Source organism: Brevibacillus sp., from assembly GCF_003521185.1.
Lineage (GTDB): Bacteria > Bacillota > Bacilli > Brevibacillales > Brevibacillaceae > Brevibacillus > Brevibacillus parabrevis.
In genome coordinates this window covers 83,212-109,967 of record NZ_DOTK01000013.1, presented here as the reverse complement: position 1 = coordinate 109,967, position 26,756 = coordinate 83,212, and the positions used below count along the sequence as shown (strand labels likewise).

19 protein-coding genes are annotated in these 26,756 nt (G+C 54.2%); 4 read left to right on the top strand and 15 right to left on the bottom strand.

What is annotated here, in order from left to right; translation table 11 throughout:
• Positions 1-79: 79 nt before the first annotated feature.
• From DEP07_RS03640 to DEP07_RS03585, 12 genes are all read right to left on the bottom strand, one after another.
• Positions 80-1,003 (bottom strand): D-alanyl-D-alanine carboxypeptidase family protein, encoded by a 924-nt coding sequence (locus tag DEP07_RS03640; protein ID WP_287102130.1) that lies wholly within the window; start codon positions 1,001-1,003, stop codon positions 80-82.
• A 173-nt stretch (positions 1,004-1,176) separates the two neighbouring features.
• Positions 1,177-2,103, bottom strand: a complete 927-nt coding sequence (locus DEP07_RS03635; RefSeq protein ID WP_122963380.1) for a bile acid:sodium symporter family protein — start codon at positions 2,101-2,103, stop codon at positions 1,177-1,179.
• A gap of 239 nt (positions 2,104-2,342) precedes the next feature.
• Entirely contained in the window at positions 2,343-3,911 is a 1,569-nt protein-coding gene (locus DEP07_RS03630; RefSeq protein WP_287102128.1) for a glutathione ABC transporter substrate-binding protein, read from the bottom strand.
• Between the two features lie 120 nt (positions 3,912-4,031).
• Positions 4,032-5,009 carry a peptide-methionine (S)-S-oxide reductase MsrA gene (gene msrA, locus DEP07_RS03625; protein WP_287102126.1) on the bottom strand — a complete coding sequence of 326 codons (978 nt, stop codon included), beginning with the start codon at positions 5,007-5,009 and terminating at the stop codon, positions 4,032-4,034.
• A gap of 147 nt (positions 5,010-5,156) precedes the next feature.
• Complete coding sequence (locus tag DEP07_RS03620; protein WP_287102124.1) at positions 5,157-6,539, bottom strand: M20/M25/M40 family metallo-hydrolase; 1,383 nt, start codon at positions 6,537-6,539, stop codon at positions 5,157-5,159.
• A gap of 59 nt (positions 6,540-6,598) precedes the next feature.
• Positions 6,599-8,623, bottom strand: coding sequence for a S9 family peptidase (locus DEP07_RS03615; RefSeq protein WP_281868496.1), 2,025 nt, complete (start codon positions 8,621-8,623; stop codon positions 6,599-6,601).
• A gap of 7 nt (positions 8,624-8,630) precedes the next feature.
• Positions 8,631-10,424: a S9 family peptidase gene (locus tag DEP07_RS03610; RefSeq protein ID WP_174769205.1), complete on the bottom strand. Its 1,794-nt coding sequence runs from the start codon at positions 10,422-10,424 to the stop codon at positions 8,631-8,633.
• Positions 10,425-10,557: 133 nt separating this feature from the next.
• A complete protein-coding gene (locus DEP07_RS03605; protein ID WP_122963384.1) occupies positions 10,558-12,195 on the bottom strand; it encodes a peptide ABC transporter substrate-binding protein in 1,638 nt (545 codons plus the stop codon).
• 36 nt (positions 12,196-12,231) lie between these two features.
• A complete protein-coding gene (locus DEP07_RS03600; RefSeq protein WP_122963385.1) occupies positions 12,232-13,179 on the bottom strand; it encodes an ABC transporter ATP-binding protein in 948 nt (315 codons plus the stop codon).
• The gene (locus DEP07_RS03595) at positions 13,180-14,199 is read right to left on the bottom strand and encodes an ABC transporter ATP-binding protein (RefSeq protein WP_122963386.1); all 1,020 of its coding nucleotides are present in this window, start codon (positions 14,197-14,199) and stop codon (positions 13,180-13,182) included.
• A gap of 28 nt (positions 14,200-14,227) precedes the next feature.
• Positions 14,228-15,172 (bottom strand): ABC transporter permease, encoded by a 945-nt coding sequence (locus DEP07_RS03590; RefSeq protein ID WP_063228298.1) that lies wholly within the window; start codon positions 15,170-15,172, stop codon positions 14,228-14,230.
• A gap of 3 nt (positions 15,173-15,175) precedes the next feature.
• A complete protein-coding gene (locus DEP07_RS03585) occupies positions 15,176-16,108 on the bottom strand; it encodes an ABC transporter permease (protein WP_122963387.1) in 933 nt (310 codons plus the stop codon).
• Positions 16,109-16,496: 388 nt separating this feature from the next.
• On the opposite strand from DEP07_RS03585, the gene DEP07_RS03580 reads away from it, so the two are divergent.
• Positions 16,497-17,813 (top strand): hypothetical protein, encoded by a 1,317-nt coding sequence (locus tag DEP07_RS03580; RefSeq protein WP_217364883.1) that lies wholly within the window; start codon positions 16,497-16,499, stop codon positions 17,811-17,813.
• A gap of 324 nt (positions 17,814-18,137) precedes the next feature.
• Here DEP07_RS03580 and DEP07_RS03575 read toward each other — a convergent pair whose 3' ends face one another.
• From DEP07_RS03575 to DEP07_RS03565, 3 genes are all read right to left on the bottom strand, one after another.
• Positions 18,138-19,058, bottom strand: a complete 921-nt coding sequence (locus DEP07_RS03575; RefSeq protein ID WP_281868493.1) for a DMT family transporter — start codon at positions 19,056-19,058, stop codon at positions 18,138-18,140.
• Between the two features lie 103 nt (positions 19,059-19,161).
• Positions 19,162-20,088, bottom strand: a complete 927-nt coding sequence (locus DEP07_RS03570; RefSeq protein ID WP_281868492.1) for an MsnO8 family LLM class oxidoreductase — start codon at positions 20,086-20,088, stop codon at positions 19,162-19,164.
• Positions 20,089-20,290: 202 nt separating this feature from the next.
• The gene (locus DEP07_RS03565; protein WP_287102118.1) at positions 20,291-22,432 is read right to left on the bottom strand and encodes an acyltransferase family protein; all 2,142 of its coding nucleotides are present in this window, start codon (positions 22,430-22,432) and stop codon (positions 20,291-20,293) included.
• Between the two features lie 590 nt (positions 22,433-23,022).
• On the opposite strand from DEP07_RS03565, the gene DEP07_RS03560 reads away from it, so the two are divergent.
• From DEP07_RS03560 to DEP07_RS03550, 3 genes are all read left to right on the top strand, one after another.
• A complete protein-coding gene (locus tag DEP07_RS03560) occupies positions 23,023-23,412 on the top strand; it encodes a hypothetical protein (RefSeq protein WP_173595903.1) in 390 nt (129 codons plus the stop codon).
• 323 nt (positions 23,413-23,735) lie between these two features.
• Positions 23,736-24,923 carry a multidrug effflux MFS transporter gene (locus DEP07_RS03555; protein ID WP_281868490.1) on the top strand — a complete coding sequence of 396 codons (1,188 nt, stop codon included), beginning with the start codon at positions 23,736-23,738 and terminating at the stop codon, positions 24,921-24,923.
• Positions 24,924-25,109: 186 nt separating this feature from the next.
• A complete protein-coding gene (locus DEP07_RS03550; protein ID WP_173598738.1) occupies positions 25,110-26,744 on the top strand; it encodes a multicopper oxidase family protein in 1,635 nt (544 codons plus the stop codon).
• The last annotated feature ends 12 nt before the right edge of the window (positions 26,745-26,756 follow it).

Here is a 26,756-nt window from a genome sequence, read left to right as displayed (position 1 = left end):
CATGCTGGGCGCACCAAGAAAAACGCCGATTCTTCCGTAGCGAAAAATCGGCGTCTCCTTTTTTCCGAAAAGCTTAGGTTTAGTTTGACTCAGTCTCATTGGCCGAGGCGGGAACCACACCTGAATACTCCTCCAGCGTGATGCCTTGCTCGCTGATTTGCTTGGCGATCTCCACGCCGACGTAGCGCAAGTGCCACGGCTCGTACATATAGCCTGTGATCGCTTCTTTTCCATCCGGATAGCGGATGATAAAGCCGTGTTCTGCCGCGTGCTCGGCAAGCCACAATGCTTCCTTCGTGCCGCCAAAGCAGCTCGTCGCCGCGCATTTGCCGTCTACGCCGGATACGTCGATCGCAAGCCCGGTTTCGTGTTCGCTCGTACCTGGCACGGCGCTGTAAGTGCGCGCTTTTTCCACGCCGTCTTTTTGCACGTAGCGGTTGAACAGCGCTTTCTGGTAAGCGTGAGAGCGGTAGGCCGATACTCCTGCAAGCGCTACTCCGTCCGCTTTTGCCGCTGCAAACAATTCCTCCAGCGCAGCCGCCGCTTCCTTGCGCATTTTCCGCTTCTCGCTCTTTTCCGGGAGCAGGTACGGGACTTTCGGGAATACCAGGTCGTTTGGCGTATAGTTTTCGGGAAGCTTGCGCTGTTTGTTGACCAGGACCGCTACACTTTGCGGTTCAGCGACTACCTCGATATCCGCAAGCAGCTCTTCGTACTTGCCTGCCCCTTCGGCAGACGGCTTTTTCGGCGGTTGGGCCTCTGGCTGCTTGGTTTCTTCCGGTTTCGTTTCTTCCGGCTTCGCCGTCTCGCCTGGCTTGGTTTCCGGTTGTTTGGCTTCCTCGGCAGGTTTGGGCACTTCTGCTGGAGCAGGCTGGGTCGTCTCCTGCGACGGCTTTGCCTGTTCTTCGTTTGGCGCAGCCATGCTGCTGCATCCAGACAGCGCGAGAATCGCGGCTGTTACCAGTATGATGGAATGATTCGTACGATTGGCAAAACGTTTCATCATGACGTCCTTTCGAATCGGGCCCGGCTGTACAGTCAGCCCGCATGGGTGTTGGGTACTTATCCAGCATGGAAGTACGTACCCATTATGACATAAATCGGGCCTTTTTCGTTACAGGAACGTGCCATTTTGGCAAAAAATCAGCGCGCCTTTGCCGGGAGGATGCCAGTCGCCTACTCTTCTTTTTTGGCAAAATAGGTGGCGAGCACAGAGCCGGAAAGGTTGTGCCACACGCTGAAGATGGCGCTCGGCACCGCTGCGAGCGGATTGAAGTGAGCCGCCGCCAAAGCCGCGCCCAAACCGGAGTTTTGCATGCCTGTCTCCAACGTCACCGCTTTGCGCTTCGCCAGATTCAAGCCGAACAGCTTGGCGAAAAAATAGCCGAGCACGTAGCCGAGAATATTGTGCAAAATGACGACAGCAAAAATGATCATGCCTGTCTCGACGATTTTGCCTTTGTTCAGAGCAACGACAATCGCCACGATCAAAACGATAGCAATGGTAGACACGAGCGGCAATGCCTTGGCGCTCGCTTCCGCCTGCTTGCCGAAAAACGCTTTGACGATCACACCGAGTACGATCGGGACAATGACGACCATCACAATATCGAGAAACAGCGACTTCGTATCAATCGCCATCCATTTTCCAGCCAAAAGCGAGATGAGTGCAGGGGTAGCGATCGGGGCGATCAAGGTGGACACAGCCGCGATGGAAACCCCGAGAGCGACATCGCCTTTTGACAAGTACGTCATGACATTGGACGCCGTCCCGCTCGGACAGCAGCCGACCAAAATGACACCAACCGCAATATCCGGCGGAAGCTGCAACGTGATCGCGAGCACAAACGCAAGCGAAGGCATGATCAGGTAGTGACCGACTACGCCGATCAACACATCGACCGGCCTGCGAAACACTTCGCGGAAATCTTCCGAAGACAAAGTCAGCCCCATTCCGAACATGATGACGCCGAGCAGGAACGAAATGTAGCCTTTTCCGCCGACGAACGCTTCCGGCACAAAAAAGCCGAGAATGGCAAACAAAATTACCCACAACGAGAACGTGCTGCCAACAAACTTGCTGATTCTCTCCACAGTATTCATGTTTCTCTCTCCTGTTTTTCGTTTTATGTCTATTTAAAATATTTTTGATTATACTGCACGTTTTTGCATTGTTCTATGCTTTTCGGCAATTCCGTCTATACCAAAAACCTATACAGCTATAGTCTGAGCCAAACAAGTAAAAAAGACGCGCCGTATACACCAGCGCGTCTGTCCCTTATGATCTTGTTCGTCACCCAAGCACCAGCGAGTGCAGCGCCCGTCCGGCAGCAGTTGTCCGCTTATTTTTGAATGCTGACCTGGTCGAGCATGAGATAGCCAGCCGGACTGATGGAAAAGCCTTGAACGTCGATGCTGATGACGGCGAGATTTTCCAGATTGCGAATCGGCACCAGCAGCGCATCCTGCATCTCCAGCTCCTGCGCTTTCGCGTAGATGGCGAGACGCTTGGCCGGGTCTGACTCGACTCGTCCGGCTTCGAGCAGCCTGTCCAGCTCCTGGTTGCTGTACTGAAAGCTGTTTCCGGCTCCGCCGCCCATCGTGTGAAACAGGTTGTACTGGTTGTAGTCCGCGTCACCCGTCGCGTTCCCCCAGCCGCTGACGAAAATCTGGTGCGTCCGCGTCTTTTCGATCGTCGTGACGAAATCGGCGTAGCTGACCACATCCATTTTGGCGTCGATCCCGATTCCTTTGAGCTGGGAACGGATGACTTGCGCAACCATGACCCGATCGTTGCGGTCGTAGGTCAGCATATGGATGGAAAAGCCGTTGGGGTATCCTGCTTTGGCGAGCAGCTCGCGCGCCTTGTTCAGGTCGTACGGATAGCTTTGGACGGACGCACTGTAGCCGAATACTTTTGGCCCGAGCGGCGAGTTGGCCTGCGTGCCTACATTGTTGTAGACGCCTTTGATGATGGCTCCTGTTTCGATGGCTGAACTGATAGCCTGTCTGACGCGAATGTCGTTGAGCGGCTCTTGCGCCACATTGAACCCGAGAAACTCGGTTCCCAACGCTTCGCTGCGATACACATGCAAGCGATTCGATGCGGACAGCCGATCGATCTCCTGCACCGGAATCGATTCGGCTACGTGGGCCTCGCCGTTTTCGACCATGGCAATACGCTTCTGATCGTCCGCCACGACGCGAAAAATCACATGATCGATTTTCGGCTTGTCGCCCCAATACTGCTGGTTTTTGTCCAGCACGATCTGATTTCCCGGCTCCCAGGAGCGAAACACAAACGGCCCGGTTCCAACCGGATGCTCCGCCAGCTTGCGCCCGTACTGCTCGATCGCTTTCGGGCTAATCATGCTGCCTTCGTGACTGGCTAATATAGAGAGCAGCGGCGTAAACGGCCGCTCCAAAATAAACTGTACGGTGTACGGATCGACGATTTTGATTTGCTTGATCTTGTCAAACATCGCAGCTCGCGGCGAAGCGATCTTCGGGTCCATGACCCGGTCCAAGGTTCGCTTCACTGCGGTGGCGTCAAACGGTGTGCCATCGTGAAAGAAAACGCCCTGTCGCAGCTTGAACTCCCAGACAAGATCGCTGACTTGCCGCCAGGAGAGGGCGAGCTGCGGCACGATCACCATGTTGGCATCCCGTCTGACCAGCCCTTCGTACACTTTTTGATGGACGACACTCGCGGCATTGATCGTGGAGATGAAGTGCGGATCGAGATTGCCAGCATCGGACATTCTGACAATCGTCAGCGTCCCTCCTTCCACCGCTTTCGCGGGAAGGTCTTCCTTTTCGGCAGGCGGTTCCGTTGCCATGGAACAGGCCGCAAGCATCGTCACGGCGAGCAGCAGTCCAATCAAGCTGGCAAAACGTCTCTTCTGTATCATCGTGGACTCTGTCGCATCCTTTCTTTCGCGAGATATACGCCTATTTTGTACAAAAAGACCGCCTTCCCGAATGATTCACAGAGAACGGCGGCCCGATGCTGGCAACGCGCTAAGGACAGGTCAGTCTTTTTGTTTATCAAACAACGACTTGTACTCGCCGAAGCCCTCTTCTTCCAGCTTGTCTTTCGGAATAAAGCGCAGCGCCGCAGAGTTGATGCAGTAGCGCAAGCCGTTTTCTCCCGGTCCGTCTTCGAACACATGCCCCAGATGCGAGTCTGCGTGCTTGCTGCGCACTTCTGTCCGAATCATGTTGTGGGTCAAATCGAGCTGCTCGGTGACATTCTCGCTGGCCAGCGGTTGGGTAAACGACGGCCAGCCGCAGCCGGAATCGAATTTGTCCAAGGAAGAAAACAACGGCTCGTTCGACACGATATCCACGTAGATGCCTTCCTCTTTGTGATTCCAGAACTCATTGGCAAACGGGCGCTCCGTGCCGCTGTTTTGCGTCACTTCGTACTGAATCGGCGTCAGTACCTGTTTCAGTTCTTCCTGCTTCTTTTTGTCGCGCCACGCTTCCTTCACGAACTTCGCTCTGCCCGACGCCGCCCGGTAATACTGGTAGCGCACAGGGTTTTTCTTGTAATAGTCCTGGTGGTAATCCTCTGCCGGGTAAAACGGCTTGGCAGGCAAAATCAAGGTCGCTATCGGCTTTTGAAAAATGCCGCTTTGCTCCAGTTCCTCACGCGAGCGAATCGCCAGGCGTTCCTGCTCTGGCGTGTGAAAGAAAATCGCCGGGGCGTACGATTGCCCCCGATCGCCGAATTGGCCGCCTGCATCTGTCGGATCGATCTGTCTCCAAAACATCTGCAACAGCTCCTCGTACGAGATGAGCGCCGGATCGTAGGTGATTTGCACGGCTTCATAGTGTCCGGTTGTATCCGAGCACACTTGTTCATAGGTCGGATTTTCGACGTGGCCGCCTGTGTAGCCCGAGACGACCTTGATGATTCCTGGCAGCTTGTCAAACGGACTGACCATGCACCAGAAGCAGCCGCCGGCAAAGGTTGCGGTTTCCCATCGTGAAATTTCGCTGTTCATGCAGTTCGCCTCCTGATCTATACGAAAGCTTCGATACCCTCGATTGTACATGTTTTGCAAAATGAAAGTCCACTCCGTAGCTGCCGCAAAAACAGTTAACCGAAAAAAAGACCCCGCATCGTGTCGAGGTCTTTGTTGGCAGAGCATTTATTTGGCCAGGGAAAGCGCCTGGGCAAATCCGGAAAGCATCACAACCATGTGGGCGATTCCTTCCTCGAAATCTTTCAGGCGAATCGACTCGTTCGGCGCGTGCACCTTGCAACCGACCCAGCCTACTCCCGTACTGACAACCGGAAGCTTAAGCTGCTCGCCGAAAATGTACATCGGGCCTGTCCCTGCCGAGTTCGGTGCGAGAACAGGCTCGTTCTCGTAGATGACGCGGGCGGTATCCAGCACATGGGCAACGAACGGATGGTGGAAATCGGAGCGGTACGCTTTTTGCCCGTTGATCATCGTCACCGTAATGTCGTCGTAGCCATGCTTCTTCAGATGCGCCTCGATGCAACGCAAGATGTGCTGCGGGTCTTGTCCCGGCACGAGACGGCAATCCACTTTGGCTCTGGCGTTTTTCGGCAGCACCGTCTTCGCGCCTTCTCCGGTATACCCGCTGTCCAGTCCGCAAATCGTCATCGTCGGGTGGAACACCATCGCCTCGCGCGGGTCCACGCCTTTTGCCTTCGTGATCAGCGGGCGTTTCAGGCCGTACAGTTCTGCCGTCGCTTCCTCGCTGAACGGCAGCTCGGACACGAATTTCTTTTCATCTGCTGTCGGTTCTTCGATGCCGTCGAAAAAGCCTTCGACCAAAATTTCGTTTTGCTCATTTTTCATCGTCGCCAGTGCTTGTACCAGACGCCATGCTGCGTTGTCTACATAAGCGCCGACAGAAGAGTGCATGTCGATGTCCGCGCCTGTGCAGGTCAGCTCCAAATACGCCATGCCTTTGATTCCGGCAACCATGCTGATGCGCTCGGATTCGTCTTTTCCGCCAAATTCCCAAATGCACGCATCCGCTGCGAACAGGTCTTTATATTGGCGCAAATACGGTTCCAGGTTCGGACTGCCGATCTCCTCTTCCCCTTCGATCAGGAACTTGATGTTGCACGGCAAGCCGCCCTGCTTTTGCAAAATTTTGATCGCGCTCAGCCGCGCTACCAGGTCGCCTTTGTTGTCGGCTGCGCCGCGTGCGAACAGCTTGCCCTCGATCACAGTCGGCGTGAACGGCTCGGTATGCCATTCGCTGAACGGTTCTGGCGGCTGGACATCGTAATGGTTGTAGTAGAGCAGCGTCTTGCTGGCATCGCCATTGCTGCCTGCTGCAAAAAAAGCATAGACGACGGGGTTGCCGCCAAGATCGTCGAGCACCTTCGTCTCGCCGCCAGCCTCGTGGATCATCTGCACGACGTAGTCGACTGTTTCCGGAATCGCTTTGTGCTGGGCAGAAACGGTGGGGTAACTCAAGTATTGCTTCAGGCGGTCAATCGCCTCCGGGAGTATCTCCTGTACGCAGCCCAATACTTGTTCCTTGTTCATGTTTCGTTCCTCCTCGTGAGCGCTCTTTGGCGGATTTGGATTTGGCATCGATACGACTACTACTGCTGCAAGCTTGGCACTTTTGGCTCCATATACGTCGCGAACCAGTCCTCTGTATACTGCAATCTCAGCACGCGCTGCTCGGGATCTCCGCTGCGGGACAGCTCATGTCCGGCTCCGGGGAAGCGAATGAAGGACACGGGTGCCTTGCCTTGGTGTTTGAGCGTGATGTACAGCTGTTCAGCCTGCTCGATCGGGCAGCGGTGATCCTGTTCCCCGTGCATGATCAGAAGCGGCGTCTCGATGTTTGCGACCAGACGAATCGGCGAATGCTGCCACATTTTCTCCGGATTGGTGAACGGATTGGCCTGAATTTCTTCGGCGCTGAAGTAGTAGCCGATGTCGCTCACGCCGTAAAAGCTCACCCAGTTGCAAATGCTGCGGTCCGTCACACCTGCGCGGAATCTGTTCGTCTGCCCTACAATCCAGTTGGTCATCAGGCCGCCGTAGCTTCCGCCTGCCACTCCCAGGCGGGACTCGTCCACGAAATCAAACTGCTGGCACGCGTAGTCGACTGCGCTCATCAGGTCGAGATAGTCCTTGCCGCCGTAATCTCCGCAGCACGCCTGCATGAAGCGCTCGCCGTACCCGTAGCTGCCGCGCGGATTGGTGTAAAGCACCGCGTAGCCTTTTGCCGCCAAAATCTGAAACTCGTGGAAAAACGTATTGCCGTACATGGAGTGCGGTCCGCCGTGGATTTGCAAGACGAGCGGGTATTTTTCACCTGGCTTGTAACCGACTGGTTTCAGCATCCAGCCGTGCACCTTCCAGCCGTCTTGCGCTGCAAATTCGATTTCTTCCGGCACAGCCAGCTCCACATTCGCAAAAAAGTCGCGGTTCAGTTCGGTCAAACGTTGCTCTGCCTTCGTTTCCAGGTTGAAGTGATACAAGTCTCCCGGAATGAGCGGATCACTGATCGCTGCGATCAGCGTCTGCTTTTGCTCGTCAATCGTGAATCCGTACACGTTGCGGTTGCCGCTAACGATGTGCTCTTTTTGTCCGTCCAGAGCTACGCGGTAAATGCCGGAATTGCCGCGCTCGCTTACAATCACGTACAACGCGGTTCCGTCCTCCGTCCAGACCGCTCCTGGAGTCGGGTGGCCCGGCGAGCGCACATCGCCAATCGTCGAATCGCCGATTTGCACATCCCAATCAGCGGTCACGCAAGTCAGCTCGCCGCTTTCGAGATCGCATGTCCATACTCGCTTTTGCGTTGCGTTCAAGTAAATTCCGTCCGCCAAGCTGCCGATGAACGCGAGCTTTTGGCTGTCAGCAGACCAGGTTGGGTTGGAAAATGTCCCGTTACTGCTCGTCAGCTTCTTCCATTCTCCTCCCGCTGTCCGCAGCAAATACACATCGACCGTGTGCAGCATGTCAGGATTTTCGTTGCGGTTGGCTGTGATCGCCAGCCATTTTCCGTCCGGCGACCAGGAGCCGATCGTGTGATGGTAAGGCCCGTCTGTCAGCGCTTTTACTTCTCCCGTTTCCACATGCACGAGGGCGAGTTGCCGTGTTTTTTCGTACAAATAGCCGTAATCGTCCGATTTGTATTTCATCCGCTCGACATGGATTACTTTCGGCACGACTGCTTCTTTTGCTTCGCCTTCCTGATCGTCAAACGTCTCGCCGCGATCCATCAAGGAAGAAAAGACGATAAGCTGTCCATCCGGCGACCAGAGCGGAGTGCTCACCCCTGTTTTGCAGTGCGTCAACTGGCGCGGCTCGCCACCTTTGGCGTCAATCAGCCAAACTTGTGCTGTCCCGGAACGCTTGGAGACGAAAGAGATGCGCGTACCATCCGGCGACCAGCGCGGATACGTGTCACGCACAGCACCGCTCGTCAGTTGCACCGTTTCTCCTGTCTGCAAGTCGCGGACGAACAAGTGGTTGCGATACGCCCGCTCTTCGTCGATCATCGTCTTCACGTAAACAACCGCATCTCCCTGCGGGGAAAGCTGCGGGTCGCTTGCGTACGTCAGTTGATACAAATCTTCTGCTGCGACTTTTCTTTTTTGGCTGTTCATTTGTCACTCACTCCTTTTCACTGTGGACCGTTTTCAAATGCTCCAGGAAAAAGCGGGTAATGCCCTGATTCAGCGTGATGTGGTTGTCCAGTTTTTCGGTAAAGTGGCCTTCGTCTTCGAAAACGTGCAAAGCCACCTGTTGCCCCCGGTCTTGCATGTCTGCCACAAGCTGCTCCGCCTCGCTGACAGGGACCCGGGTATCGTTACGCCCGTGAAAGACGAGCAACGGTGCCTTGATTTTGGCAGAGTGATTCAGCGGCGCGATTTGTTCGAAGAAATCGTCGTCCTCGCCCAAGTAGCCGTATTCGACTTCGCGCAGCTTTCTCCGCCACTCTCCCGTGTTTTTCAGGAAGGTGCCAAAATGCGAGATGCCGACGATATCGACTCCGGCTGCCCACAAATCCGGGTAATGGGTGAGGGCGGCAAGCACCATGAAACCGCCGTAGCTGCGGCCCATAATCCCGATTGCCTGCGGGTCGACCGTTTCCTTTTGCGACAAGTCTTTGACCAGCCAGGCGAGGTCGGCGACAGAGTCCATCCGCTTGCGGCGATCGTCGAGTTGCACGTACGTACGGCCATAGCCCATGCTGCCGCGCACGTTCGGTGCCACTACCGTGAAGCCCTGGTTGACCAAATATTGAAAGACCGGGTGGTACTCTGCGCGAATCTGGCTCTCCGGCCCGCCGTGGACGTAGACGACAACCGGACTTTTGCCGGAATGGTTTTTGCTGTAGAGAAAATACGGCACCTCCAGCCCGTCAAAAGAACGGAAGCTGCACAGCTCTGGCTCCACGAGGCTGTCTTGAATTTCTTTTGCCACGCCAACATAAGTCACGCGCTCACTCGATTTTTCCGCAAGCGAATACGTCCAGATGTCGCCGGGCAATGTCGGGCTTTTCAAGGCAAAGGCAAGCTGTTCATCCGAGCGGAACGCGAGTCCGCTGATGACGCCACCCGGGATGTTCTCTGCCATTACTTGACGCTGCTCGGTCAAAGAGTAAAAGCCGAGAGCCGAACGCCCGCCTTCATTGATGGCGAAAGCAAGCACTTCCTCGCTGTGCGAAAGTTTCGCTTCCTCCACGTCCCACTTGTCGATCTGGACGAGCTTTTCCAGTTCGGCGCCATCCAGCGCAAAGCGGCAAAGCGCCATCGTGTTGTCATCGCGATCGGTCACGATGTAGCCGTGTTGTCCGTCACGGGTCAACTGCAACGAGTGAAAGCGCGCTTGCTTGCTGCAAATCGGCAGCTTCCGGGCTTGTCTGGTCTGCAAATCCAACAGGTACAGGGCATTGTCGATATTCGTTTCCTGTACGCTGAAAATCAGCCCTGTGCCGTTCGGCAGCCAGGCAATCGGATCGCAGCGCCCGTCATGACGGTACACTTCCTCGTACTGGCCGCTCTCTACGTCCTGCACAAAAATATCGAAGCAGCGTGGCTCGCGACGGTTGCTCGACCAGGCAATTTTCTCGCTGCAAGGCGACCAGCCGCCGAAGTAATGGAAAAATTCGGGCGCATCCGTCAATGGCTTGACGACTGCTCCACCCTCTTTCAACAAAAAAAACTGCTGGCGCTCGTCTCCTTTGTTGTCCATGCCGACAACGGTCTTCGTCCCGCATGGAGAATGGGCGAACTCGACAACCCGGTCAGGCAAAGAAGTCACCTGACGTACGCTCGCGGTTTGCTCATCCCAACTCCACACCTGGGCAATGCCTGTGAGCTTCGTCAAAAAAGTCAGCCCGTTCGTTTTCGGCACCACTTTCAGCTGATAGGCCGACTTGACTTGCAAATAGTCCATAATCATGTGCCATCACCCTTTCCTCGTCATCAAGAAGTGTATGTATAGTAATTCATGGTTGACGAATCGCCAAGAACAGCCAAAAGCAGCTGACTGTTCCGTGTGAAAAGGGAAAAAAGAGGAGAGACTCCTCTTTTTTCTATTTTTTCGTTGCCCAGCGTGCGCTTGGGAATGCATTGACCGGATACGTCAATCCTTCCAAACCTGGTTTTACTAGATAGTTTTGTTGATAGTGGTAGATCGGGATGAACGGCATTTCTTCCATCAAAACAGCCTCTGCTTTGTGCAACAGTTCCATGCGCTTGTTCGGATCTTGCTCCACTTTTGCTGCCATGTTCAGGTCGTCGTACTCTTTGTTTACCCAGCCTGTACGGTTGTTCGGGCTGTCACCCAAGTAGTAATCGAGGTTGAACGCCGGATCGCTGATTTGACCTACCCAGCCCATGCGGCCCATTTGGTAGTTCTTTTGTCTCGTTGTATCGAGGTATACTTTCCACTCTTGGTTGGTCAGCTTCACATCTACACCCAAGTTTTTCTTCAGCATTTCCTGGAGGGCTTGGGCTATTTTTTTGTGGCTTTCATCGGTGTTGTACATAAGTGTTACTTCAGGCAGCGTAGACCAGCCTGCTTCCTGCATGCCTTCTGCCAGCAGTTTTTTCGCTTCTGCCGGATCTTCCTTGAAGTAGTCGCCGCCTTCTTCGCGGAAGTCTTTGCCTGTTGGCGTAATCGCTCCGCGCGGCACCATGGAGTAAGCCGGAGTTTCGCCGCCTTGGCTCACCATTTCGGTCAGTGCTTTGCGATCGATCGCCATAGCGAATGCACGGCGCACTTTTTTGTTGGTGAACGGCTCTTTCGTCACGTTGAACATGTACATGTACGTGCCGTAGTAAGGAACGGATTTGTAGTCAGGGCTTGATTTTTCCTGAGCGAGAATGTCAGATGGCATCTCTTTGTTGAAATCAAGCTCTCCGCTCTTGTACATCTGGTAGGACGTTGTGGCATCGTTCACCATTTTCCAGGTGATCTTCTCCATTTTTACGTCGTCCTTGTTCCAATAATTCTCGTTCTTTTCAATCACCAGTTCGGAGTCATGCTTCCAGGAAACGAGCTTGTAAGCACCGTTGGAAATATACGTCTCGGCGTTGGCTGCCCATTTCGGATCGGCTTCCGCCTGCTTTTTGTTGATCGGGTGCCAGTAGCGGGTAGCAAGCATCTTGTCAAAGTAAGAAGTTGGGGCTACCAGTTCGATTTCCAATGTTTTCGCATCGAGAGCCTTGATTCCGACGTCTTCTGCTTTGCCTGTTCCTTTGTTGTACGCCTCTGCTCCCTTAATATAATAGAGGAGATACGCTGTCGTAGAGGCTGTCGCCGGATCGATATGCTTCATGAACGTATAGGCGAAATCTTCTGCGGTTACAGGCTCGCCGTTTGTCCATTTGGCATCGTCGCGCAAAATAAAGGTGTACTTGAGCTTGTCGTCAGACAGCTTCACTTCTTTGGCTACCCCGAGAACCGGATTGCCTTCTTTGTCTTTCGTGTACAAGCCTTCGCCCAAGTGATCCATGATCCAGAACGATGTCGTATCCGTCGAAGTGAGCGGGTTCAAATCGGGTGGTTCGGACTTGGCGTTGAATACGACTTCTTGTTTGACGGCAGCAGCAGGAGTGCTGGACGCCGTACCCGGGTTGTTCGTTGCTGTCCCTGAGCTTCCGCCGCAGCCAGCAAGCGCTGGTACTACGAGCGAGACGGACAGGGCAAATGCAGCTAATTTCTTCACAATGGTTCCCCCTGTATATAAAGATATAAAATCGTACTACCTGTAGAGATGGCAGGCGACCCAGTGATTGGGCGCTGCTTCCATCCATTCCGGCACCTGCTCGGCGCACTGCGCCGTTGCTTTCGGGCAACGCGTCCGGAAGACGCAGCCGCTCGGAGCGTTGGCCGGGCTGGGCAAATCGCCTTGCAAAATGATCCGCTCCCGCTTGATCGTAGGATCGGGAATCGGGATGGAAGACAACAATGCTTGTGTATAAGGATGCAGCGGTTTGGCGTACAGCTCGAAGCTGTCGGCCATTTCCACCATTTTTCCTAAATACATGACGCCAATTTTCGTGGAGATATGCTTGACCATGGACAGGTCGTGGGCGATGAACAAATACGTCAGCCCTTTGTCCTGTTGCAAATCTTCAAGCAAATTGACGACCTGCGCCTGAATCGAGACGTCGAGCGCAGAGATCGGCTCATCGGCGATAATAAATTCCGGTTCGACGGCAAGAGCGCGTGCGATGCCGATCCGCTGCCGCTGCCCGCCGGAAAATTCGTGCGGGAACCGGCTCGCATGCTGCTTGGAGAGGCCCACCAGCTCCAACAGCTCCTTGACGCGGTCTGCGCGATCTTTGCGAGGAAAGCCGTGAATGTCCAGCCCTTCGGCGATAATGTCCAACACCGTCATGCGCGGGTTGAGACTGGCCTGCGGGTCCTGGAAGATCATCTGCACGTCGCGGTTGAACTGCGCAGAGTCTTTGCCTTTCAACTGATGCACATTTTTGCCCTTGAACAACACTTCTCCATCTGTACGGTCGTACAGGCGAATCATCGTCCTGCCGAGCGTAGATTTGCCACAGCCGCTTTCACCCACCAGCCCGAGCGTTTCCCCCCGATTGATCGTAAACGTGACTCCATCCACCGCCTTGAGCTGGATGCCGTTACCGATCTCGAAGTGTTTTTTTAACCCTGTTACTTCTATTAAAGTGTCTCTCATCTACGTCTGCCTCCCTGCCGCCACGAGTTCATCCAGCTTCGGCGCCCGCGGATCATGCAGCCAGCATGCCGCCTGGTGCGCATTTTCGAACACGGTTACCTCTGGCATTTGCTGCTCGCAAATATCCATGGCAAACTGGCAACGCGCTGCAAACGGACAGCCTTTTGGCGGGTGGAACAAATCTGGCGGCGATCCGTCAATCGGCACCAGCCGCTCTTTTTCTTCGCCGTCAATTCGCGGCATCGAGCGCATCAGGCCCCATGTGTACGGATGCTTGGGACTCTTGAAAATATCTTCGACTTTTCCCGTCTCTACGACGATTCCTGCGTACATCACGACAGCGCGGTGAGCGATTTCAGCTACGACCCCCAGATCGTGCGTGATCATGACGATGGAAAGCTGTTGCTTTTCTTGCAGTTCTTTCAGCAAGTCCAAAATTTGCGCCTGAATCGTCACATCGAGGGCGGTTGTCGGTTCGTCGGCAATCACCAGCTTCGGATTGTTCGCCAGCGCAATCGCGATGACCACGCGCTGCCGCATTCCGCCGGAAAATTCATGCGGGTATTGATCCACCCGTTTTTCCGGATCGGGAATGCCGACCAGCCGCAGCATTTCCATCGCTTTTTTGCGCGCTTCCTCCTTCGAGACGTGGTGAGTCCGCACAAAGCCTTCGACGATCTGCGTTCCGACCTTCATCGTCGGATTCAGCGCTGTCATCGGGTCTTGAAACACCATCCCGATCTCGGTTCCCCGCAGCGAAAGCAGTTCTTTTTTGCTCAGTCGGGTAATGTCTTGTCCGTCAAAACGAATCTGTCCGTCGACGATCCGGCCCGGCGGATTCGGGATCAGCCCCATGATCGCCTGGGCGGTTACGCTCTTGCCACAGCCGCTCTCTCCGACCACAGCCAGCGTCTCGCCACGATCGACGTGAAACGTGACGCCCCTGACCGCCTGTACTTCTCCCCCGTACGTTTTGAAATGAACGCGGAGGTTTTCTACTTGCAGCAAATGCTCTGTCATGTCTGGTTCCTCCTATCCTTGGGCGCGGTTACTCACGAATCCGCGGGTCGAGTGCGTCCTGCAAGCCATCGCCAAAAACGTTGAAGGCGAACATGGTCAGCGAGATCATCAGGGCCGGGAAGAACAGTCTCCACCAGTCGCCTGTCAAAATCACGCCTAACGCATCGTTGGTCATCGTCCCCCAGCTTGCGATGGGAGCCTGGACGCCCAAGCCGAGGAAGCTCAGAAACGACTCGGCAAAAATCGCAGACGGTATCGTGAAAGTCAGGTTGACAATAATGACGCCAATCGTGTTCGGAATCAGGTGGCGCAGCAGAATGCGCGGAAATTTTGCCCCGAGCACCTGTGCAGCCATGATGAACTCCTGGTTTTTCAGCTGCAAAATCTGCCCGCGTACGAGACGGGCCATCCCTGTCCAGCCTGTGGCCGACAAGGCGATAATAATCGTCACGATCCCCGGCTCCATGACAACCATCAGCATGATCACGACGAGCAAGTACGGCAGTCCGTACAACACTTCAATCAGACGCATGATGATCGTATCGATCCGATCGCCGCGTTTTCCCCGGCCTGCCATATATCCGGCAATTCCTCCGACGGTAACGCCGATCACCAGGTCGATCAGTGCCGCCGTAATTCCGATGATGAGCGAGATGCGCGCTCCGTACCACGTACGGGAAAACATGTCGCGTCCCAGCTCGTCCGTCCCAAACCAGTGCTCGGCGGAAAGTTCCTGATTGGCTGTCAAAAGGCTCTGATCCGAATAGCTGTACGGCACCAGATGCGGCCCGATGAGCGCCATGAGCACCATCAGTACGATGAGGGTAAAGCCAACCATGGCGAGCTTGTTGCGGACCAGCTTGCGGGTCACTTGCTGAAAATGAGTCAGGCTCGGCCGCATCGCGACGACTTGTCCGTCTGTTTTTTGTGATCTTGGTCGAAACAGCTCATTCGCTGATTGTTCTGCCGCCATTGGCTACCTCCCCCTTCCCGACAATTTGATGCGTGGATCAATGAACATATAAGCCAGGTCAATCAAGAAAATGATCAGTACGAGAATCGCGCTGTAAAAGACGGTCGTTCCCAAAATAACCGGATAGTCGCGGTTGAAAATGCCATCGACGAAATATTTGCCAACGCCAGGGACGGCGAAAATTTTCTCGACGACAAACGTTCCTGTCAGCAATCCCGCAACCAGCGGCCCGAGAAAAGTAACGACTGGAAGAATCGCATTGCGAATGCCGTGTCTGACCACGATCAGAAAAGTCGGAATCCCTTTTGCCTCGGCAGTCCGTATGTAGTTCTGATTCATGACCTCGATCATGCTCGTCCGCATGTAGCGAGTGATGATCGCGAGCGGCCCGAAAGCGAGCGCAAGCGACGGCAACACGGAGTGCTTCCAACTGGCGAGCGTCGCAACCGGAAACAGCGGCAGCTTGATCGCCAAATAGTTGATGAGCAGCGGCGCCATAATGAAGCTTGGTACAGCAATTCCCAACACCGCCATGACCATTGCCATGTAATCAATCCAGGTATTTCGGTTTAATGCCGCAATTATTCCGAATATAAGTCCAAAAAAAAGTGCGACAGCGATTGCCTGCATCCCGATCAGCGCTGATGAGCCAAAACCGTCCTTGATCATATCGTTGACGCCGCGCGTCTCAGACTTGATCGAAGGCCCCAGGTCGAGCATCGCCAAACTTTTCAGATAAGACAAATACTGCATCGGCAGTGGCTCATCCAAATGGTACTTGGCGCGCAAATTCAGCAAAATTTGCTCCGGCAGTTGATCGGATTCGGATGCAAACGGATCGCCCGGGATCATATGCATCAGCGAAAAGGTCAGCGTCACGATAATCCACAAAGTCACGATCATCATCAAAATTCTTTTTAGCAGATAACGCGCCATGTTTTACTTATCCCCCCTATCCAGGCTCGCAAAAACGACGTATGCTTCGCCCGCTGTTTTCTTTAACGGAAATTAACCTAAAACATTCCTTAAATCAACAATATAGACCTGTCTGTATTTAATGTCAATTCTGATTTTTTATTTTACTGACTATTTTTGCAACAATTGAAATGATGCCGGTTCCATAGTAAACTACCCTAATACGGAATTTTTCCCTAAAACATCCCTTAAACACTTTTTCGTTGCCTGTTGGATTTCCTTTTCTCTCACCGGCGATATATGGCATTTGCATAAGAAATCAAAACATACTATGATGCCGAAAAGAGGATCGATCCGCTTCGCGACGAATAGAGTAAACCCGTACTTTACCGTTTAGTTGGAGGACATAATGATCATACGAGTCGGCATAGTTGGTCCAAAAGATTCCGTGGAATTAATGAAAAGGGTCGGACGAGAGTTCGCAGACCGCATCGTGCTCATTCCGTTTATATACCAGCGTGCGGAGGAAGCCGCCACCATTGTCGCAGAAAACGAAATGGATGTAGACATCTGGTTTTTCTCCGGGATTGGCCCTTATTCCATGGCTAGACAGCATTTGCAAAAGCAGAAAGCTTTTTATCCGCAGATCAACGCCAGCGTGCTTACGAAAGTTCTTTTGGAATTGGTATACCGCGATGGCCTGTCACTTGATCGTGTCAGCTTCGATACGGTGTCCGAAATGCATTTCCGCGAGACGCTGGAAGAGCTTGGCCTGCAATGCGACCAGCCTTTTCTCAATCCGTACCAGGAATTTCGCCTGACCAACCATTTGGTGGCTTACCATACCGCGCTCGTGCGGGAAGGAAAAGTAGACGCTTGCGTCACCGGGATGCTCTCTGTCACCGAAGAATTGCAACGCCAAGGCATCCAGGTGTATCGGATGGGGTTCACCCGCTTGACGTTCCGCGAGATTTTCAAGCAAATTTTGCAGGAAGGCGAGACGTTGCACTTCAAGCGCTCGCAAATCGCCGTTCAGCTGCTCGAAGTATCAGAAGTGGAGAAGCTCGCCAGCGAGCCTGCAAACGCTTACGATTTGCGTCGCCTCGATCTCAAGCTGCAAGAGCTTGTGCTCGATTATGCCGAGTCGATTTCCGGCAGCTTTGTCTCCTTGGGCAATTACAAGTTCATTTTGTTTTCGACTCGCGGCTCTTTTGAGGACAATCCGGCGTTTCACCCCACTACCCTGCTGGAAAAAATCATGCTGCTCACCAGCTCTTCGGCCAATATGGGCATCGGGTTCGGCGTCTCTGCTCTGGCGGCAGAACGCAATGCGCAACTGGCTCTCGTGCATGCGAAGAAACACGGGAACGCCGCTGTCCTCGTCGACCACGACGGCTCGATCGAAGGCCCGCTGCGCCAGGCGAAAAGCATCAGCTACGAATATTGGACAGAAGACAAGGAGATCAGCGAGGGGCTGAAAAAGGCGGGCGTCAGCATCACGACGCTGAACAAAATTATCTCGGTGCAAAAAGCTTTGGGCCAAAACTATATCAGCGCAGCGGAGATGGCGGAATGGATGGGCATGACACCGCGCAATGCCCGGCGAATTTTAAGCGATTTGGCGGAGCACAACGTCATCGAGCAAATTGGCGAGGAGACGCCGACCAACCGCGGGCGGCCACGCAAAATATACCGCGTGCTCCCCGCTTTGTCCGAAAGTCCGTAACGCCTGCCATCTGACATGTCCACCTTGCGCCAGCAAACCATACGGGCAACGCCATGGTGGCCTGCGCCATCATACCAAACAGGCACGAACACGTCGCCCTGCGCAGGCGGCCACCTCCCTTTTCAGGAAAAGCATCAAGCCATTTCGTTTTTCACGCAAAAAACCAGTCGCAGGCACGACCATGGCGCCCTGCGCAGACAGCCACATCCCTTTTCAGAAAAAACAGCAAGCCATTTCGTTTTTTACGCAAAAAAAACCAGTCGCAGACACGACGCACTCGGAAGTGCCGTGTCGGACTGGTTTTTTTGTGTGGCGCACAACATTCTAAACGTTGCAGCGATTCGGGCCATCTGCCATCCGCTGTGCTGCCGCCGTCTGAACCGATTGCTTTTTCCGCATGCTGGCGACGACCACCCCTGCGACAATCAGCAGGGAACCGCCCGCCTGAATCGCGGTGACTTGCGAGCCGAGCAGCAAAAAGCCGACCAGCATCGCGACGAACGGCTGCAAATTGAGGAAAATCGCCGCTTTGCCCGTCCCGACGATTTGCAGTTGCGAGTTCCAGACGATCCCGCAAACCCCTTGCATAAGGATAGCCGTGACGATCAGCATGCCCCACGCCCACGCTTCATGGCTGATGTGCGCCGAGGAGTCGAGCGTCAGCAAGGCCGCAGGCGTCAAAAACAGCGTCCCTACTGTCGTCGAATACACCGTCGTAATAAACGGCTGCATCGTCTGCGTCAGCTTGCGAATGATGATCATCGACGCCGAGAAAGTCACCATCGCAATGACAATCAGCAGCACGCCTTTGGAGATCGAAAGGCCCGCTCCGATCCCGACGACGAAAAAGGTGCCGAGCAGCGCGATCCCCGAACCGATTTTCATGCGTAGCGTAAACTGCTCCTTTAAAAACATCGAGGCCAAAACCGCTGTCACAATCGGAGCCAGCGACAAAATCAGCGAGGCGGTCGTGGCGTCAGTCGTCAACAGGCCGTTGAAATAAGCGGTCTGGTTTGCCAATGTACCGACAAGCCCGAGCAAAACGAGCAGTCCCAGCTCACGCAGCTTGATTTTTACGAACTTTCTCGTCACCCACGCGTACAGGACGAGAAACAGCGACGTGAACAGCAACCGGACATCAGCCAGAAAAAGCGGTGGAAATTCTTTGACGAGCATGCTCCCGAACACAAAGTTACTCCCCCACAGCGTCACACAAAAAAGCAACAACAAGTACGACCGAATCATTGTTTTTCCTTCTTTCACCCGTTACATGATAGAATCACGTATGCAATCGTACATGAGAAGCCCGAAAAAGTCCATGTGAAGATGCGCTATACTCTGAACTAATTTATGTCTTTCCACATCCTGACGAACCACGGTCAAACACGGAATTGGCGATTAGCTCGTACGAACGCAGTCTCCTGGCGTAATCGGGGAAGTCGGTAATGACCATGATTTCCTCTGCCTGATAGCGCCACGCAATTTCTTCCAGCTTTTCGCGAACATGCGACGGGTCGCCGACAATTGGCGGCCTGCGGAAAGCTTTTTGGCTCAACCGGACACAGGCGGTTGCTTCCTCCATCGTTTCCGCGCAAATAACCCCGACGGCGACGATTACCTCCGGATTTGGCTGATGAACGGACGGCTTGTAGTCTCGCCTGTAGGCAGCAACGACTTCCTCCCCCTCCGCTTCGCTCATGAACAGGCCGTAGACGTATCCGGCCCCGTTTTCTGCGGCGTAGCCCGCGCTTTTTTGATTCGTGCCCAAAAGCCACAGCTTGGGCGGCAGCGGCGGGATCGGGCGAGCCACCACCGACTCGCCCTCTACGGTAAACTCCTGACGCAGCAAGGCAGACAACTGTTGCACCAGCTCCGGCATGCGGCCAACGTCCTGCAAAAAACGATCGTTCAACGCAAGCGTCGCATGGGCAGAGCCACCCGGAGCGCGGCCCACGCCCAGATCGATTCGCCCCGGATACAAGGTAGCCAGCAAGTGAAACGCCTCGGCCACTTTGTAAGGCTTGTAATGAGGCAGCAGCACCGCTCCCGACCCGATTCGGATACGGTGCGTCTGCGCCCCGATATGGGCGAGCAAAACTTCCGGTGTGGACGAAGCCAGTCCAGGCATGTCGTGATGCTCGGCAACCCAATAACGGCAATACCCGAGCTGCTCGGCAGTTTGCGCGAGCAAGACTGCTTGCTTCAAGGCGCAAGCTGGATCAACGCCCTCATAAATCGGCGCCAGGTCCAGCACACTCCATTTTTGTATCGGCATAAAAGCATTCCACCTGTTTGTTAGTCGCAACCGTTTCTTTCGTTCCCTCTAGCATAGCGCGATCCGCCTTGCGTGCACAACCGCTCCGGTGCCCCGAAGCTTTTCCCTTTTCCTTGTCCATGCTCCCCTGATCGGTGACGTAACGACAAAAAAACAGGCCCGCTCCCCTTTCGGATGACGGGCCTGCCTACAGGCTCCTGCTTTATTCCTGTGTATCTTGTGCTTCTTTTGGAGCGGCAGTCTCCTGTTTGTTTTCGTCCGAAGCTGGCTTTTGGCTCTCCTCCGGCTTCGGTGCTGGCGCTGGTGTTGCCTCGTTGGCTGGCTTTTCGGCTTTTACCGGAGCAAAAGTTTTCGCGACGAGCAAAGCATACGCCCGCGCGCCTTCCGAGTTGAGATGCACGCCGTCCTTGTAAAAATACGTATTTTTTCCGGCACTCGCGGAATGCCAATCGATCAGCGTCATGTTCGGATGGGCAGCTGCCACCTCTGCCAACGTCTCGTTGACGACGCTCTCCCACGGTCGCGGCACACGCGTGTTGATCAAAATGACCTGGTCAACGCCATCCAGCGCCTTCAACAGCTTGTCGAGCTGACCCTTGCTGAACGAGCCATTCGTTCCCAGTTCGATAATCACCCGGCTGCCAAGCTGTCCCTTCGCTCGCAGCGCCTTGATGACATCGGGCGCTTGCGCCATTTGTCTGCCTACCTTGCCGTCAATGACGATGCCTGGCAACAGCTTCGCCAAGTACGGCTCGATATCGAGCATGACCGAATCGCCGATGGCGGTAATTCCTTTTCCGGAAGTAGCGGCAACATCAGGCTCCTCTGATGCTTTTGGCTGTTTGGAAGCAGCGGAATTGTCCTGATTTTTTGCGGGAGCCGTTCCGCCTTGGACAGGCTTTCCAGTGTTCGGTTTTGACTCGGTTTTCGGCTTCGTCGCGGTTTGCGTACTCGGCTTTTGTGTTGGTTCCGGCTTTTTCTGTGTCACCGGTACTTGCGGGCCGTGCGGTTTGGCATCCACGTCTTGCTCTTGTGAATGGTCTTTTTGTCCCGAATTTTCGGCCGCTGCCGACGCTTCCGCAAGTTTTTGCATGGCAGACGTGTCTCCCGCTGTCGCTCCGGAGGTCAGCGATGCCACCCCGAAGTAGAGCACAGCCAGCGCGAAGGCGCAGCCTGAGGCGAGAATCTTTTTGGAACGCTTGGGAGCGCCCTGCTGCTTGCTTGTGCCGAGCTTCGCCCACAGTTTTCCCAAAGCGCCGTGGCGAATCGGCTCCTCCATGTACTTCCACGACAGGGCAGCAAGCACGATGCACGCCAACACTTGCAGACACGCCCGCAACACGGCGAACGCCCCGCTTTCCTCAGCCGCAGCAGTCGGGCTGGTGAACACAATCACCGGGTAGTGCCACAAATAAATGCCGTACGAGCGCACGCCGAGCCACTTGAGCGGCTTGCAGCCCATCCATTTTGCCAAGGAGCTTGCCGGGTGAGCCAGCACAGCTACCAGTATCGCACTGACAATCGACAACAGGACAAGTCCGCCCCGATACAGAAAATCGTCGTACTGGTTTGTCTTCCAGATCGCCAAGAGCAAAATCGCCAGGCTCACGCATCCGATCACATCCAGCGTGGCCCGCGCTTTGCCGGAGATAGTTGTGGACAGCTTGCGACTCGGCCACATCATCGCCAGGGCGGCCCCGATCAACAGAGCGAATACCCGCGTATCCGTCCCGTAGTAAATCCGGCTCGGGTCCTCTCCCGGTTCATACATGACAGCCATCAACACGGCGGAAACGGCTGCCAGGCCGATCGTCAAAATCACGAGCGGGCCGCGGCGCTTGATCAAGGAAAGTCCGAGCGCGACCAAGAGCGGCCAAATCAGGTAAAACTGCTCTTCTACCGCCAAAGACCACAGATGTCCAAGCGGCGAAGGCGGACCGAACTTCTCGAAGTACGATACTTCGGAAAAGACCAGCCACCAGTTGCTGACGTAGAAAAGAGCGGCCCAGACGTCTCCGCGCAAGCGCCCCATCTGCTCGGGCGAAAACAGCGCGACACTGGCGACAACCACCACCAGAAGCAACAGCAATGCCGGTAAAAGCCGTCTGGCCCTGCGCAGCCAGAAGTCTTTCATATCCAATCGCCCGTTTCTGCTCCACTGGGCAATCAGCAAATCCGTAATCAGGTAACCAGAGAGGACGAAAAAGATGCCGACTCCAAGGAGTCCTCCTGGCGCCCAATTGTAATTCAGGTGATAAATAATGACTGCGAGTACCGCCAGAGCCCTAAGCCCGTCGATCCCGGGCATGTAGCGGCTGTGGGCAGCCTTGATCGGTTCAGGCATGCTGGCGGCCTCCTCTGCTTGTTGTTTGGCGAGTCCGTACTTCCTTGCGTGTGTTCGTCAGATCCTTGCCATTCGTAACATTCCTTGCTTGCTTCTTGCTTACCGTGCTCGCCATGCAGTTCATCTGCATTCTCCCCTTTAATTTCCGTTCTGTTTTGTTCATGAGTTGACGGGGGCAGTCATTACACATCGGGAATTGCGTGCTTTATGAATGCAAAAACCCCTGGTTTCTTTGGTCCGCTGAAGAAAACGGGGGTTGGTCTCGTTCATTATCTTTATGGAAAATGAATTGTTCCAATCATCATTGCCCGTATTCAGGATGTGGTGCCCAACGTTTTTCCTGTGAAATGTGCTCCTTCTTCTTATGTATGGCTGTTTCCCCTCTTTCCTTCCTTGGATTTTTTCGGCACACTCGGCTTTCCTTTTTGCATGAAAGGAGCCTGGCCTGCCTTTTGGCCGACTGGAAATGGGCTTCCTTCTGATCGACCTAAAAAAATTGCCCGGTCATGTTTTTCTGTCGTCTTGCGTCGTGTCCGGCAACTTCTTGTAACCTGATTATAAGACGCAAAACAGTAAAAACGCGTTACAAATTGTTTACATTCCTTCCCGATTTTTTCCGGGCAGAAAAACGCGGCAAAAGACAGGCGGAAAGCTTCCTCTTCCCGTTTGCAGACAAAAAAAGCCGACGGGGAATTTCCACCGTCAGCTCTACTTTTGTCCTGGATATCAAAAAAGGATGTCCGCTACATATCAGGCCCGCATGGGATCGTCTATTAAATGTGATGAGTAAACAAATAGTTCAGGAAAAATCCCCCACTAATGACGGCAATGGCCATACAGACGATGCCGCTGCGCACCCGTTGGGAGAGCAAACGCATAAAGCCTACACAGAAAAACACACCCGTTACCAAAAAATAGGAAATCCCGACCCAAAACACATTCCAAGGCAGGCTCGCAAAATCCACGTTACCCAAAAGTGAACACCATCCCTGTACCAATCTACTTTTCTTTCATTTTTGCATAAAGGATACTCCATTATAACATTGATCGCCCCTTGATTTGCCAATTTCACTCAGATCGTAACAGAAGTGTCATATGTTTTGGGCCAGAACGCTTCCTGATCGCATTCTGCTAGTTCCGCCAGGATGTTTTTTGCTATAATCAGCGCTAACAAAACTCCCCCTATGAAAAAAGATTGGTGAAATGAAATGATGGCATTCTCACAACTGACGAAGTGCAAACCCCCGATCCCGTAATTTCCCTCTGACCGTTTGAGATTTTTCAACGAATAGGGGGAAGTATTTTGCATACCAAAATCTCAACACCGTCACTGTTTTTGCTCATTTTGCTCGTCGGTTTTCCGCAAATCAGCGAGACGATCTACACGCCGTCGCTGCCGGATCTCGCCAGACAGCTTCACGTTGGCAACAGCACGGTTCAACTGACGCTCAGTATATATTTTCTCGGATTCGCCTTCGGTGTGTTTTGCTGGGGCAGGCTCTCTGACGCCATCGGACGCCGCCCGGCCATGCTCTGGGGAATCGTCGTCTACGGATTGGGCAGCCTTGGCTGCTATTTGTCCGCTTCGGTCGAGTGGCTGCTCGTTAGCCGTTTTGTGCAAGCTTTTGGCGCAAGTACAGGTTCTGTGGTCACACAGACGATCTTGCGGGAGTGCATGGACGGTCCCAGACGGCATGCCGCTTTTGCGCAAATTTCCGCCGCGCTCGCTTTTACCCCTGCTATCGGACCGTTGATCGGGGGCTGGGTCGACCAATGGTTCGGGTTTTCGGCGGTATTTTTTACGCTCGTCTTGATGAGTGTCGGGCTGTTCTTCGCGACCTTTTTCTCGCTGCCTGAAACAAGGGTGGCGTCCCCGGCCAAGACAACTGTTCGTACCGTTTTCAAGCAGATGCTTGCGGACCGGAGAATTTGGGCCTTTGCCTTTTTGATCGGGGCGACGAACGGCATTTTGTTCAGTTATTATGCCGAAGCCCCGTTCATCTTCATTGAATTTTTTCAGATGACACCAGGCTGGTTCGGGTTTTTGGGCGTGCTTGTCGCCCTGTCCTCGATCTGCGGAGCCATGTTAGCGAAAAAATGGCTGCCCCGGTTTGCTGCGGAAAAGATCATTTTGATCGGTTCTTTGGTGGCGACAGGCGGCGCAGCATGCTTGACTGTTTTGACTTTGGCTGGCGTGGAGCCGAATCTGCTCTCGCTGTGCCTCATGCTCGCGGCAATTTTTATGCTGCTGCTTGGAATCGGCATCGCCATCCCCAATTGCCTGAGTCTCGCACTCGTGGACTACGGCGCGGTGCTTGGAACGGCTGGCGCGATTTTGGGGCTAGGCTACTACGTGCTGGTCAGCCTGATTACGACTGGCATGAGCTACTTGCACAACGGCTCGCTCGTCACGATGCCTCTGTACTTTTTCGCGTTGGCACTGCTCATGTCGCTGGTCAGCCAAAAACTTGCCGCTCCCAAAAATCGCTAGGCCACGCAGACAGATGTAGCAACTAGCCGCTGTACCTTTCAAGCCGATTTTCCTGTTGCGGGAAGATCGGCTTTTTGCGTGTTTGACGCCTGCTCTGCTGCTTCCTGTTGCCGTGCCTTCATGGTTTCTCCACATTCCTTTGCTACGCTTTTTTCGAAAAACATTATGAGGAGGATGCAGAAATCCATGAATCAATCTATGTTGCGAAGCAGCGTTTTTCCCGTGTTGCTTGGCGGTCTGGTACTTCTCGCCGCTTGCTCGCCGGACCAAGCTTCCACTACAGAGCATGCCGGACACAATATGGCGGCTACCCAGGACAACACGCAGGCAACCGCCCCTGTGACCCAGCCGATGGCAGCGGCAAGCGACAGTCCCATGCAGGTGCTGACTGGCAATGCGTTCACTTTGACGGCAAAAGAAAGCATGCTGCATCTCGATGACCAGACGATGAAAACGGCTTGGACGTACAACGGAACTGTTCCAGGCCCGCAGCTGCGCGTCAAGCAAGGCGAAACCGTTTCCGTCACGCTGAAAAATGAACTGCCGGAGCCTGTGACGATCCACTGGCACGGACTGCCCGTACCCAACAACATGGACGGCATCCCCGGCGTTACGCAAAATGCGGTAAAGCCAAACGAAAGCTTTACGTACCGCTTCACAGCCGATGTCGCAGGCACGTACTGGTACCACTCGCACCAGAACAGCTCGAAGCAAGTAGACAAAGGACTGTACGGCTCGCTCGTCGTCGAACCGAAAACGTCCGCCCCAGTGGACAAAGACTTTACGCTCGTCCTGGACGAGTGGATGCAGGACGACAGCATGGCAGAGATGCACGGAGGATCAGGCGCGATGGCAGGCATGAATCACGGGACTACTCCCGCTTCGCCGGGCACCTCGGCCGGAAGCGGCCACGACATGCCGGATATGAATGGCATGAGTGATGCGAAAATGATGCCGCTCATGTACACGATCTTTTCCGTCAATGGCAAGACAGGTTCGGCGATTGCACCCCTGCGGGTGAAGGAAGGGGAAAAGGTGCGCATCCGCCTGATCAATGCCGGGTATTTGTCCCACAAGCTGAATTTGCAAGGACATGCGTTCAAGATCGTCTCCACAGATGGGCAACCGCTGCACAATCCGCCGCTTGTCAAAGATCAGCTGCTCAACATCGCCCCTGGCGAACGATACGACCTCGAATTTGTCGCAAACCAGCCGGGAGCGTGGCTGCTGGAAGAAAAGAGCAGCAATCCCGGAGCCAAGTCGTTGGCCGTTCCCATCGTCTACGAAGGTCAGGAGCACGCGCAACGCCAAGCCGAATCGGCGAACCCCCTGCCTGTCGTCGACATCACGACTTACGGCGAGGCAGCGAAAAGCAGCTTTTCACTCGATCAAGCCTATGACGTGACGTACCGGATGGATTTGAACACGGACACGCGCGATGGACAAATGGCGTTTACGATCAATGGGCAAACGTTTCCGAACGTCCCTCCCCTCGATGTGCAAAAAGGCGATCTGATCAAAGTCACACTCGTCAATAACTCGCCGGAGGATGTGCACCCGATGCATTTGCACGGACACTTTTTCCAGGTGTTGAGCAAAAACGGCAAGCCTATTTCCGGCTCGCCGCTGCGGAAAGATACGTTGAACGTACAGCCCGGCGAGTCTTATGCCGTCGCTTTTGCAGCCGACAATCCGGGCGAGTGGATGTTCCACTGTCACGATCTGGGGCACGCGGCAAAAGGCATGGTGTCCGAAGTCAAGTACGCAGGCTTTCAGCGCGATTTCACCGTCGATCCGACTGTCGGCAACATGCCGGAATAAAAAAGAAGCAGG